Source organism: Roseburia sp. AF15-21 (assembly GCF_003479505.1).
GTDB classification, from domain to species: Bacteria; Bacillota; Clostridia; order Lachnospirales; family Lachnospiraceae; genus Roseburia_C; species Roseburia_C amylophila.
On sequence record NZ_QUHG01000003.1, the window covers coordinates 199358 to 213523 of the forward strand.

General features: G+C 33.7%; 12 protein-coding genes. All 12 read left to right on the top strand.

The features are described 5' to 3' along the window. The first annotated feature begins 8 nt into the window (after window positions 1-8). Window positions 9-1325, top strand: a complete 1317-nt coding sequence (locus DWW33_RS06170; RefSeq protein WP_117842168.1) for a nucleotide sugar dehydrogenase — start codon at window positions 9-11, stop codon at window positions 1323-1325. Further along, window positions 1326-2051, top strand: a complete 726-nt coding sequence (locus DWW33_RS06175; protein WP_117842169.1) for a hypothetical protein — start codon at window positions 1326-1328, stop codon at window positions 2049-2051. It abuts the gene before it with no gap. Between the two features lie 13 nt (window positions 2052-2064). Then, on the top strand, window positions 2065-2754 hold the full coding sequence (locus DWW33_RS06180; RefSeq protein ID WP_022244485.1) for a WbqC family protein: 690 nt from the start codon (window positions 2065-2067) through the stop codon (window positions 2752-2754). Next, entirely contained in the window at window positions 2751-3824 is a 1074-nt protein-coding gene (locus DWW33_RS06185) for a Gfo/Idh/MocA family protein (protein WP_117842170.1), read from the top strand. Before DWW33_RS06180 ends, DWW33_RS06185 begins: the two co-directional genes overlap by 4 nt. 1 nt (window position 3825) lies before the next feature. Beyond that, window positions 3826-4326, top strand: coding sequence for an acyltransferase (locus DWW33_RS06190; protein WP_022244483.1), 501 nt, complete (start codon window positions 3826-3828; stop codon window positions 4324-4326). A gap of 102 nt (window positions 4327-4428) precedes the next feature. Continuing rightward, window positions 4429-5685, top strand: a complete 1257-nt coding sequence (locus DWW33_RS06195; RefSeq protein WP_117842171.1) for a hypothetical protein — start codon at window positions 4429-4431, stop codon at window positions 5683-5685. 9 nt (window positions 5686-5694) lie between these two features. Beyond that, on the top strand, window positions 5695-7347 hold the full coding sequence (locus DWW33_RS06200; RefSeq protein ID WP_117842172.1) for a hypothetical protein: 1653 nt from the start codon (window positions 5695-5697) through the stop codon (window positions 7345-7347). Between the two features lie 18 nt (window positions 7348-7365). Beyond that, window positions 7366-8784: an oligosaccharide flippase family protein gene (locus DWW33_RS06205; RefSeq protein ID WP_117842173.1), complete on the top strand. Its 1419-nt coding sequence runs from the start codon at window positions 7366-7368 to the stop codon at window positions 8782-8784. Between the two features lie 50 nt (window positions 8785-8834). After that, on the top strand, window positions 8835-9968 hold the full coding sequence (locus DWW33_RS06210) for a DegT/DnrJ/EryC1/StrS family aminotransferase (protein WP_117842174.1): 1134 nt from the start codon (window positions 8835-8837) through the stop codon (window positions 9966-9968). Between the two features lie 59 nt (window positions 9969-10027). Next, entirely contained in the window at window positions 10028-11410 is a 1383-nt protein-coding gene (locus tag DWW33_RS06215; protein WP_118639081.1) for a hypothetical protein, read from the top strand. A gap of 37 nt (window positions 11411-11447) precedes the next feature. Then, window positions 11448-13082 (top strand): cytidylyltransferase domain-containing protein, encoded by a 1635-nt coding sequence (locus DWW33_RS06220; RefSeq protein WP_118639082.1) that lies wholly within the window; start codon window positions 11448-11450, stop codon window positions 13080-13082. A gap of 3 nt (window positions 13083-13085) precedes the next feature. Next, entirely contained in the window at window positions 13086-14159 is a 1074-nt protein-coding gene (locus DWW33_RS06225; RefSeq protein WP_118639083.1) for an N-acetylneuraminate synthase family protein, read from the top strand. Window positions 14160-14166 lie beyond the last annotated feature (7 nt).

Sequence of the window (14166 nt, forward strand, 5' to 3'; positions counted from 1 at the left end):
AGATAAAAATGAATAAGAAATTAGTATTAGAAAAAATTGAAAAAAAAGAAATTGTAGTAGGAGTTGTCGGATTAGGATATGTAGGACTCCCATTAGCCGTTGAAAAGGCAAAGGCTGGATTTAAAACAATTGGTTTTGATGTGCAGAAATCTAAAGTTGAAATGGTGAATGCAGGACATAATTATATTGGTGATATTGTTGACAGTGATTTAAAAAAATTGGTAGAAGAAAAAAAATTACAAGCAACATCAGATTTTTCTTTTGTTAAAGACGTAGATTTTATAGCTATTTGTGTTCCAACACCATTGGATAAGCATCAACAGCCAGATATTAGTTGCGTGAAAAATTCAACGGAGGAGATTGCCAAGTATCTAAAAAAAGACACTATGGTGGTATTGGAATCAACAACATATCCGGGAACAACAGAAGAATTAATTAGACCAATTTTAGAGAAGGGATCTGGATTAAAATGTGGAGAAGATTTTTACTTAGGATTTTCACCAGAGCGTGTTGATCCAGGTAATCTGATTTATAAGACAAAGAATACCCCTAAAGTAGTTGGCGCAATTGGAAAAGATGCAACAGAAGTAATTGCAGCAATGTATCGCGCGGTACTAGAAGGTGACGTTTATGAAGTGTCTTCTCCTGCCATAGCAGAAATGGAAAAAATACTAGAAAATACTTATCGTAATGTAAATATTGGACTTGTAAATGAATTAACGATGTTATGTCAAAAAATGGGTATTAGCATGTGGGAAGTGATAGAGGCAGCAAAGACAAAGCCATATGGTTTTCAAGCATTTTATCCTGGACCAGGATTAGGTGGACATTGTATACCCCTTGATCCATATTATTTATCATGGAAGGCTAGAGAGTATGGATTTCATACATCTATGATTGAAAGTTCTATGATGATTAATGACAAAATGCCAGAATATTGCGTAGAAAGAGCTGAAAAGATTTTAAATAAATTTAAAAAGTCAATGAATGGAGCAAAGGTTTTAGTATTAGGGGTGGCATACAAACAAGATATTGATGATTATCGTGAAAGTCCAGCACTCCGTGTGATTGAAATCTTAAAAAGGGAGCATGCAGAGGTGAGTTATTTTGATCCATGGATTCCAGAATATAAGTATGAAGGAAAGGAGGTTAGAGGAATTGAAAAGATAGATCCGGAAATTATTTCTAGCTATGATCTTGTTATTGTGACGGCAGCTCATACAAATATTGATTACGAGATGATTCAGAAAAATGCAAAAGCTATTTTTGATACCAAGAATGCCATGAAAAATATTTTAAAAAGAGATAATATAGAGGTATTATAAATGAATTTTACATATGAAGATTATGAAAAAATGATAGAATTATTATGGAAAAAAGGGTATTCATTTTGCAATTATAAAGAAACTTATACAGAAAAAAAAGTTTGTGTATTACGGCATGATGTGGACACAGATATTGGGGCGGCTTTGAAATTTGCTCAAATAGAAAAAAAGTTGGGTGTAAAATCGACTTACTTTATATTGAGCAGAAGTGATTTTTATAATCCATATTCAAAGCAAAATACCGATAGAATTCATAAGATACATGAATTTGGACACGATATAGGTTTGCATTTTGATGAAAAAATATGCAAAGTACAAAATGAATTAGAATGTATTTCACGAATTTCCGAAGAGGCTATATGTATGGAAAAAATGTTAAATCTGCCAATCAGTAGTGTGTCTATGCATCGCCCATCAAAACAGACTTTGGAAGCAAACTATAGAATTCCTGGGATAATAAATAGTTATTCAAAAATGTTTTTTGAAGAGTTTAAATATGTGTCAGATTCGAGGAGAAACTGGCGGGAAGATATAGAACAGATTATTGAATCGGAACAATATTCATACTTGCATATTTTAACACACCCGATTTGGTATAGAGAAAATGAATTGGAAACAAGGGAAATATTATTGGATTTTATTCGTAATGGAAATAAGGAAAGATATGTAACATTATCAGGTGAATTTACAAAACTAGAGGAGTTTGTGTCAGAAAAAGATATATAGGGAGAAAGAAAAAATGATTGTTGGAATACATCAACCGAATTTTATACCATGGATTGGGTATTTTTACAAAATATATCGTAGTGATATATTTGTTTTACTAAATGATGTTCAGTTTGTGAAGAATAGTTATGCAGATCGTAATTCAATAAAGACTTCAAATGGATGCTGCTATTTAAAGCTTCCGTTAGAAATACCATCACATACAACAAATTATAATGAAATTCGGATAAAACATGAATTAAATTGGAAAGATAAACAGCTCAAGACGATTGAAATGAATTATAAAAAAGCTCCCTTTTTTAAAGAGGTGTTTTCAGATGTCGAAATGTGGTTTTCAAGTGAAGAAAAAATGCTTGATAAATTTAATTCGAAAATAATTATGGATATATCTAAAAAGCTGAATTTTTCGACAGAATTTGTTTATTCTGGGGATTTTCATATATTAGATAAGAGTACGGATCGATTAATTGATATTATAAAATTATGTGGTGGAGATGCGTACTTTTCTGGAATGGGAGGCGCAAAATATCAAGAGGAAGAACGGTATAAAGAGGAGAAGATAAAGTTAATTTATACGGATTTTACTTATCCAGAATATCCACAATTGTGGAAAGGATTTGAAAAAAATTTGACGGTATTAGATATATTATTTAATTGTGGCTATGAAAAAAGTGCAGAGATTATAAAAGGAGCAGGAAAATGAGATATGCGTTAATTGGATGTGGAAGAATATCAACAAATCATGTTAAAGCAGTTTTGAATAATCGGTTAGAGTTCGTTGCTGCATGTGATATTGTTCAGGAGCAAATAACAGAATTGTTAAAAAAACACGGTTTAGAGAATATAAGTGAAATAAAGCACTATACCGATTATAAAAAAATGATAGATGAGAATGAGCTGGATTTAGTTAGTATTGCTACGGATAGTGGTAAGCATGCAGAGATAGCATTGTATTGTATCGAACATGGTATAAATATTATCATAGAAAAACCAATGGCAATGAGTATGAAAGATGCAAATGAAATAATAAGACGTTCTGAGATGAAAAAAGTAAAGGTAGCAGTATGCCATCAGAATAGATTTAATATAGCAGTTCAGGAAATGAGAAAAGCGTTGGAAGCAGGAAGATTTGGAAAATTATCGCATGGTTCAATTAACGTTCGGTGGAATCGGAACAAAGAATATTATAAGCAAGCATCTTGGCGTGGAACATGGGCTAAAGATGGGGGGTGCTTAATGAATCAGTGTATACATGGAATAGATCTTTTGCGCTGGACTTTTGGAGACGAAGTAGACGAGGTATATGGGGTGACAAAGAGACAATTTCACGATTATTTGGAAGTGGAGGATATTGGAATAGCAGTAGTTAAATTTAAAAATGGTGCTGTTGCAACGATAGAGGGAACAACTAATGTATATCCACAAAATTTGGAAGAAACTCTATATGTTTTTGGTGAAAAAGGTACGGTAAAGATTGGGGGTAAGTCGACTAATAATATTGATGTGTGGAATTTTAAGGATGAATCAGAGTTAGATAGAAAAAACAAGAGTTTGGAAGAGGCAACAAGTAATGTTTATGGAAATGGACATACTAGTCTTTTTGCAGATATGATAGATGCAATAAATAATGATAGAAAGCCATATATTGATGCATATGCTGGAAGAAATGCATTAGAACTAGTATTAGCAATTTATAAGAGTCAAAAAACGGGAGATGTGGTGAAACTTCCGCTGGAAGATTTTTCAAGTATGGATATGATGGGAGAATTTTAAAATGGCAGATTTTTTTGTACATGAGAGTAGTTATATTGACAATTCTGTAGAGATTGGAGAAAATACAAAAATATGGCATTTTTGCCATATTCAGTCGGGAGCTAAGATTGGAAAAAACTGTTCTTTGGGACAAAATGTAAATATATCTAATAATGTAATAATTGGGAATGATGTCAAAATACAAAATAATGTATCAGTATATGAGGGTGTAGAAATTGAAGATGGTGTATTCTGTGGACCTTCTTGTGTATTTACAAATGATTTAACACCAAGAGCAAGATATCCCAAAGGTCATGAAAATTATAAACATACATTGATTAAGGAGGGGGCATCTATTGGTGCTAATGCTACAATTATCTGTGGGAATACTGTGGGAAGATATGCTATGATAGCAGCAGGCGCAGTGGTGACAAAAGATATACCAGACTATGCATTGGCAGTAGGCGTTCCGGCACAGGTGGTTGGAACTGTAGACAAGCAGGGAAATATAGTTTATGTATGATTTTTAAAATAATATAGAGGTTTATGAATAGATGCATAATATAAACTAAATTTATGTTATGTTTTGAAGAAAGTATTGCTGGATGTACAAAGGAGAGGAAATATGCAGTTGAATAAAATTGAGAAGATTAATTTGGAAGTCAAATTGGATATTCCAAACATACTGTTGATGATGTTTAGTATATGTGTTTTATTGAGTAATTTGACCCCAATTCCTGGATTGTTCGGCAATGCATTGATTGCAGGTTGTGGATGCCTGCTTTTTATATATACGATATTGTATAAAAAGGATGATAAAAGAATATGGTGGGCAGTTTTACTTGCTGTAATGCTATCTTTTTGCTTAATCCTATCATCAATGTATAATCATAATGCGAGTATAAAAGAAGTTTTATGGATATGGAGTTATATGGGGGCGGCTTTAGCATTAGTGTCATTTAAAATTGATAGTAGATGGATTTCAGTAATGTTTTATGTTTTAGCTGGTTACTTCTTCCTATGTATTATTATGCGTAGGAGTGTACATTATATTCTTTATTCTACAAGTAGAAATGGAATTTCATTACTCATGATTTTTATGACATTACTTTTGTATGTTTGTAGAAAGAGTAATCAAATGAAAATTGTGTATTTGCCTGCAACTTTTAACTTGATTATATCAGTTTGGGCTTTGGGGAGAGCAGGAATTTTTACTGCAGTGTTTTTCTGGTGTGGCATTGTTATATATGGGCTGGTAGTGGAAAAAGGGAAAAATTGTAAAGAACTTTTGGAAAATATCGGACTTCTAGTAATTGCTATGTTTTTGTTAGTGGGGGTATTTCCGACTAATGAAAGTTTGTATTTGGAGAAAAAGAATACAATTGAAATGGATAGTGCTTCTATTAATAAAAAAATAGAACAAAATATACCTGAAAATAAAAATGGCATGGTCCAACCCAAAAATGAAACATTTATTTCTCGATTTTCAGAATATGGACTAAAATCTGTTAGAATTAATATTTGGTCAGAATATCTGGAAAAAACTTTAGATTCTGGAAAAAATCTCTTTTTAGGTGTGGATTGCTCAACGGGAAAATATTTGGGTACTTATAAACAACCACATAATTCATATCTTGAATTACATGCTAAGTTTGGAATAATAGGTTTTATAATAGTAATGACATTATTGATAAAAACATTTTTTTTACTTTACAGAGAAAGAGAATGGTTATGGCTAATAATATTTATAACTTGTGCAATTAGAGCAATGTTGGACTGGGTAGCGTTTCCTGGAAGCATTGATGTAATATTTTGGTTTTTAATCTTAAAAAATATTTTGATGAAAAGAGAAAGTAAAAAACTGCATTTGAAGAAAGTATGAGGTATTAAAATGTCAGCATATTTTATATCAACAAATTTAATAAAGGTAAAAGAAGCAGCAAAAGAGCTGAGTGAATTGTATGGAAAAACAGCAGATATATATAATTGTGGAAAAATCAATATTGCAATTTCTGCTGCATATAAAAACGATTATATATTGCATAGTTTTGGAGAAAATAGGATATTTATAATTGGAACAATTTTTAACAAAGATGGATTTGGACAGGAGATTTTTACACGATTTACTTGTTATGAAAAGTTTATAACAGAACTAAAAAATACTGAGCAGAAATTTTTTGGACATTATGTTGTAATATGTATGGATGTAGAGAATCAGAGCGTTGAGGTTATCCCGGATAGAATGGGATTGATTAATACATATTATGCAAACGGAGACAAAGATGATTATTATATTTCTAATGATGTACTTCTAGTTAGTAAATATAGTGAAAATACTTTGCTATACAGGCAGGCGGTTTATGAATTTGTTTTGTTAGAAGCAAATGTGGGAGTGGAGACGATATTTGAAAATGTATTTCGCATAAAGCTAGGTAATGAACTTTTACTTACAAATGATATGATGCAAGAGAAAGAAGTATATAAATACTTTATTGAACAAATGGATAGGAAAACCTATTTAAAAAGAATTACAGAATATTTTTCATTTTTTAATAACTATAAAAAACGCATTGCATCAGATATATCAGCAGGATATGACACAAGATTGATTTTATCAATTGCAAATGAAATAGTAGACAAAATAAAAGGCTTCTCGGCAAAAAATGATTGCGATGGAGGAGTTGATGAAGAAATATCTAAAATCATTACGGACAGATTACATATTGATTGTTATTTTATGGAGTCTTATGATAATGTAGTAATAAATGAAAGAGACAAAAAGTTAGTTTTACATGGCTCATCAGCACTTAGAGATTCAAACAATTCAGGCAAGTGGGGTCATTTGTTTAGAGAACGTTATAAACATGCTGATTTGATATTGGGGGGATACGGTGGGGAGATTATGAGAGCAAAGTATAATCGTTATTCTGATATAAAAGATTTTATTGAACAGTACTATAAGGGGAATGAGGCTGAAAAGATATGCAAATTTGTTGGTTTTAAGGAGCATATACAACAGGAATTAGATGAATGTGTAATACCAGAGAATCTTACATCTGAAATGATTCAGAATTGGTATTACGCTGCTGTCCAAATGAGAATTTGGGGTTCTGGATATATTCAGATGTCAAATTTATATGGAGATGTAGTACATCCTTTTATGGATTGGTATTTAATGAATCCAATATTTGGTTTTGGTTTGGATGAAGTGAAGGACGCAAAATTACAACAGTATGTTATAGATTCGTTTGCACCAGAGTTAAAAGATGTGCCTATTAATTGCCATATGGGGGGAAAAGTGTCATTTAAGGAAAAATTAAAGCGGTTTATTCATTATCATAAAACAATAAGGAATGTAGCAACATTGACTTATTGCAGATTAAGAAATTACCGACAAAATAGTAGAAAAAATTTTAAACTTGATATATTGCCTCCATGTAATGAAAGTATAGATTGGGAGAGCCAACAACATAAGTTGGGAAAGGCAATTGCATCAAGAACGCAATCCATTGTTAGAGCGTATCAGTGCGTAAGAGATGAGTAATAGGACGGAGTAAATGGTATGACGTTGTTAAAGCAGAAAAACGCAGGTGCTTCTACAGCTAAAATTGCGTTGTGGTACATTATAAGTAATGTTTTTGGAAAAGGCCTGGCAGTAATTTCAACTCCAATCTTTACTAGAATTATGTCTAAAACTGAATATGGATTATTTAGTAATATTACTTCATGGGAGAGTGTATTAACAGTATTGGTAACATTGGACTTGATTTCATCTATTGCAAGAGCAAAGTATGATTTTGATGAAAAGATGGAAGAGTATCTTTCTTCTATTTTGGCGTTAAGTAATGTTGTTACACTGTTCACTTATTTTGCAGTAGAGTTAAAACCTGCGTTTTTTGTAAAGCTATTTGGTATGGATATATTTTATATCAGAGTTTTGTTTGTGTATCTTCTCTTTATGCCAGCGTTCAATTTTTTACAAATTAAACATCGTATTTATCAGAAATATAAATTCTGTGTTGTAGCATCAATGGGATCCGCTATAGTTCGAACTGGAGTTTCCATAGTGCTTGTGATGCTAATGGATAATAAGTTGATGGGAAGAACTATTGGGTATTTTCTACCGGTTTCATTATTAAATTTTGCATTTTGGATTTATATTATGTATAAAGGACGTAAAATTTCTTGGAATTGCATTAAATACGCTTGCAAGATATCTATTCCTCTTATTCCACATGATTTAGCCGGAATATTACTTGGAAGTGTAGATAAAATTATGATTACTAATTATTGTGGAAGTGAAGAAAATGCATTATATTCTGTTGCTTATACTATTAGTATGTTAGCGTATGTGGTACAGACATCTATGAATCAAGCGTGGACACCGTGGTTATTTGATAAATTTCATGAAAAAGATGAAAAAGAAATTCGAAAAAATAGTAATATATATATGGGGGTGTACGCAGTAATTATTTTAGGCGTTTTTCTGGTAGCACCTGAAGTGATATATGTACTGGGGGGAAAAGCGTATTATAGTGCAAAATATGCAATGCCACCAATTATATTAGGGTGTGCATACCAATTTTTTTATACATTTTATGTTAATATTGAGATATTTAAAAAGAGGACATTTACAATTTCGATAGGAACGGTAGCGGCAGCACTTTTAAATATTTTTTTGAATTGGCTTTTAATTCCAAAATTTGGATATCTGGCAGCAGCCTATACAACGATGATTGGTTATCTAGCGTTGTTAGGATTCCATTACTGGATAGTGAGAAGAACAGCAAAGGAATTTGATGGTGTCTACAATAAGAAATTTTTGGCACTTACTATAGTGGGACTTACCTTTGCGGGAATGGGAATGTTGGGATTATACAGAGTGTTGACTTTGCGTATTATATTTTTGGTGATATATGTAGTAGTATTAAGTGGTTTGATATTAAAAAATAGAAAGGTATTGTGGAAACTACTTCATTAAAGAATGAGTAAGAAATTTAAAGTATATAAAAAGAGGGCAGAGGTGTTATTATGCAATTTAGAGATTTAAGAAGACAGTATGAATATTTGAAAGATGAAATTGATAAAGAAATTTTGGATGTAATAAATTCAGCTTCGTTTATTTCAGGAAAGCAGGTTGAAAAATTAGAAAAGCAACTTGCAGAATTTGTTGGTGTGAATCATTGTATAACATGTGGAAATGGAACTGATGCGTTGAATTTAGCTCTAATGGCGTGGAATATAGGAGCAGGAGATGCGGTATTTGTACCAGATTTTACTTTTTTTGCATCAGGAGAAACTGTTGCATATAATGGAGCAATGCCTATTTTTGTTGATGTATGCGAGGATACCTATAATATAAATGTGGATAGTCTGCGGAAAGCAATAGAAAAGGTGATAGAGGAGGGACGTTTGGTTCCTAAAGTGATTGTGGCAGTGGATTTGTTTGGGCAACCAGCTGATCATATAGAATTAAGAAACATAGCTAATCAATATGGAATGAAAATATTAGAAGATGGAGCACAAGGATTTGGAGGAAGAATAGATAAACAGATGGCATGTAGTTTTGGAGATATTGCCACAACATCTTTTTTTCCAGCAAAACCGTTGGGATGTTATGGAGATGGTGGTGCGATTTTTACAGATAATGATGAATGGGCGCAAGTAATACGTTCATTAAGTGTACATGGAAAAGGAAATGGAAAATATGATAATATAAGAATTGGTGTAAATTCAAGATTAGATACTATTCAAGCTGCAATATTATTAACTAAGTTAGAGGCTTTCAAAAAATATGAGATGGACAAAGTTAATTTTGCTGCAGACTATTATTCAAAACAACTTGAGGACGTAGTAATTATTCCTAAAATAAGAAGTAATTATTATTCTAGTTGGGCACAATATACAATTCAATTACCAAATAAAAAAATCAGAGATGGGTTACAAGCAGTTTTAAAGCAGAATGAAATTCCATCGATGGTGTATTATTTAAAACCTATGCATAAACAGGAGGCTTTTAAGGGGGGAAAAATGCTTGCAGTAGATTGCCCTAGTACAGAGAGACTTTGTGAGACTGTATTGTCATTGCCAATTCATCCGTATATTACAATGGAGGAACAGAATAAAGTGATAATGCATATTAAAAAGTATCTTGAAACAGTGTAAGACGAAAAAGTGATTTTAGATTAATAGTATTTGCATTAGTGAAGAAAAGGCAGAATAAAATGAATGTGATAGAGATGTTTGAGGATGCAGAAAAGGAGTTTTGGACATTAAAAATTAAAGGAATAAATTATTGGCATATTGTACGTATGTCTGTTTTTGAATTGGTACAGGGAAAGGGAGAACATATAGGGCAAGCACATCCGGATCATAATTTGAAAATGTCATTTAAAGAAAAAGTAGGAGTGGGATTCCTGTTTTTAGTGAACTCTTTGTTTAGACATCCACTAGTAAGATTTAAAAAAAAGAAAAACTATTTTATTGTTTGTGTTCCGAGAAAGACTTTGTATAAAGGTAGATATATATGTACAACAATGGAACCTGTATTAGAAAGTTTAAAAGGAGAATATAATTATTTAGAAAGACCAAGTGATTTTAGACATAAAAAAGACATAGGGAGAAGATGTCTTGCCTATTCTGATTATATGGAAATTAAGCGTTTGATAAATTTGAAAAAAAAGACATATTTTTTAAATGAAGAAGAAAAAAACATAGTAAAAAGGCAGGTGGGTATTCTAAATAAGAAGTTGGGGACAACTTTAACTGAGGCAGAGGTTATAGATTGTGTTAATAGAAGTCTAACGGGCTATTTTACATATTATAATGAATATAAAAAAATATTGAGAAAGTATAGACCGAAATATATAGTGGAGACAACACATTATGAAACAGCAAAACTATCATTAAATGTAGCAGCACATGAAATGGGAATTAAAGTGTTTGAATTGCAACATGGGGTTATGAATATACAGTACAATATTCCCCAAAAAGATGATTTTATTCCTGATGAAGTGCTTACATTTGGAGAATATTGGAACCAGACAACGTGTTATCCGGGGAAAATGGTGGCGATAGGAAATCCCCATCTTGAGGAATGTGTTACTACAATGAAAACAATAAAGTATTTCCCAACTATTTTAATTCTTTCTCAAGGGCCAGTAGGAGAAGCATTGGTTAAATTAGCAATAGAATTAAAAAATTTAGTTAGAAAAAAAGGAATTCCTGCAAGAATTATTTATAAATTACATCCAAATGAATATATAAGTTGGAAAAAAATATATCCAGAATTAGTTGGTTCAGAAATAGAAGTGGTTGATAATAATGAAAAAGATCTGTATTACTATTTCTCAATATCCACGCATCAAATAGGGGTATTTAGCACAGCTATTTATGAAGGAATGGCATTTGGTGTGAAAACAATTATATATAAGGCATATCGGTATGAAACAATGAAAGACATTATTGAAGCTGGTTATGCTAAACTTGCTGATGATGGAAATTCTGTGCTAAATGAAATCATGAACAAGGAAGAACAAAAAGTCCCAACGGAGATGATATGGAAGTCTAATGCATTGAGTAACTTGAAGAAAGAACTGTTGGGGTAATATATCAAAATATTAGATTGGAAAGAGAGGAAGGACAATGGTCTTGGCAGTAATACCGGCTCGTGGCGGCTCAAAAGGAATACCACGGAAAAATGTCCGTTTGATGAATGGAAAACCACTTATTTATTATGCAATTCATAATGCAAAGAATTGTCCAAGCATTGATGATGTTGTAGTTTCATCTGATGATGAAGAGATTTTGAAAATAGCTTCTTCTTATGGTGTAGAGACCATGACCAGAGATAGTGAACTGGCAAAGGATGCCGTGACATTAGACCCGGTTATCTATGATGCAGTCTGCACTATGGAAAAGAAGAAAGGGATTCAGTATGATGTGGTAATTACCTTACAGGTAACATCACCGTTACTTTCTTCTGATACCTTGGACAAGGCGTTGGAAAGCTTTTTGGCTTCTTCCGATGATACTTATATCAGTGTGGTAAATAAGCCACATTTATCCTGGACGAAGAAGGATGGCTGCTATGTGCCGAATTATGAGAAACGTCTGAACCGTCAGCAGTTACCGCCGAACTATCTTGAGACAGGTGCATTTCTGATTACAAGAAGAGAATGTATGGAGGTAAACAGCCGTATTGGAAAGAAGGTTTCTGTCTATGAGATGCCGGAGCGTGAGGCGGTGGATATTGATGCAGCTTCCGACTGGGTATTGTGTGAGCATGAACTGAAAAAGAAACGGATTATTCTTCGGGCAGATGGATACAAAGAGCTTGGAATGGGACACATTTATCATTGTCTGACACTGGCATATAATCTGACCGGACAGGAGCTTCTCTTTGTAACAAAAGAGCAGCATGAGCCGGGACTGAAAAAACTGCAGGAAGCAAATATGCCGGTACATACCATTAAGAGTGATGAAGAATTCTTGGAATTCGTGCAGGAATGGAAGCCGGATGTAGTAGTAAATGACTGCCTGAATACCAAAGCAGATTATATCAAAGAATTAAAGAAATATGTAAAACGTGTCGTAACGATAGAAGACCTTGGTGAGGGAGCCGATTATGCGGATGCAGTGATTAATGCTCTGTATGAAGATCATACCAGAGGAGATAATTATTACTGGGGATCCAATTATGTATGTCTTCGGGATGAATTTTTCTGTGCCACACCATCTGTATTTCATGAACAGGTGCAGAATATAGTGGTTATCTTCGGTGGAACAGACCCTTCGAACTTTACGAAGAGAATCTATGAGATGGCAAAACGGATTCATAAGGATTATCCGGAGATTAAATTCCATTTTGCACTGGGTGTAGGATATGACCAGAAAGCAAATCAGATTGAAACAGACGAGGCAGCAGGCATCTATGTAGAACAGAATTTAAAACACATCAGCGACCTGTTTGGTAAGGCAGACCTGGCATTTACTTCTCAGGGCAGAACCGTCTATGAGCTTGCAACCATGGGCGTACCTGCAGTGGTTATGGCTCAGAATGAGCGTGAGATGAAGCACACCTTTGCACAGATGAACAATGGTTTCTTAAATCTTGGACTTGGAATCAATGTGGCAGATGAAACCATTGAGACAACCTTCCGCTGGCTGGTTGAGACACCGCAGATTCGAAAGGAAATGCAAAGCCTGATGATGCGTCATGATTTGAAGTCCGGTATTAAGCGGGTAATTGGATTGATTTTAGAGGATGAGGAGATATAATTTATGAGCAAAATTATCGAACGTGCTCTGGCACATAAAGTAGTACTGATTGCAGAAATTGGTGTAAATTATTATGACATTGCAAAGAAAATGAACATTTCCAATATGGAAGCTGCAAAGTTAATGATCAAAGAAGCAAAGGATGCTGGAATTCATGCGGTAAAATTCCAGACCTATAAAGCTGATACGCTGGCAGCAAAGGATTCTCCATCTTACTGGGATACCACGGAAGAGACAACAACATCCCAGCATGAGTTATTTCAGAAATTTGACCAGTTTGGTGAAAAAGAATATCAGGAGCTGAAGGATTACAGTGACGAAATTGGCATTGAATTTTTATCTACTGCATTTGACATCGAATCTGCAGATTATCTCGATAAGATGATGGATGTCTATAAAGTATCTTCATCCGATATGAACAACCTTCCGTTTGTGGAATATCAGGCAAAGAAAAATAAACCAATGCTCATTTCTGTAGGCGCAGCCAATGAGGATGAGATTGACCGCATGATAGCAACCGTCCGTAAGGTAAATAACCAGCCGCTTTGCATCCTGCATTGCGTACTGGAATATCCGACTCCATATGAGCATGCCAACTTAAATAAGATAGCAAGCCTGAAAGAAAAGTATAAGGATTTGATTATCGGATATTCAGACCATACGAAACCGGATGCCTGCGCAGATGTTATCAAAACAGCATACAATCTGGGCGCAGTAGTAATAGAGAAGCATTTTACACTGGACAAGACCTTAAAGGGAAATGATCATTATCATGCTATGGATCCGGAGGATGCAAGAAAGATTCTCTTCGGAATTGAATTTATTGATACCATTCGTGGCAAAGGCGATTTATGCTGCTTAGAGACAGAACAGACTGCCAGAAAGAATGCAAGACGTTCTCTGGTAACGACCTGCGAGATTGCCAAAGGAACCGTAATTACAAGAGAAATGCTGACCTTCAAGAGACCGGGAACCGGAATTTCTCCGGAGCGGATGGAAGAAATTATCGGACGCACGCTGAAGGTAGATGTGGCAGAAGATACGATTTTACAATGGAGTATGCTGGTAAACGACTAGAATTAGA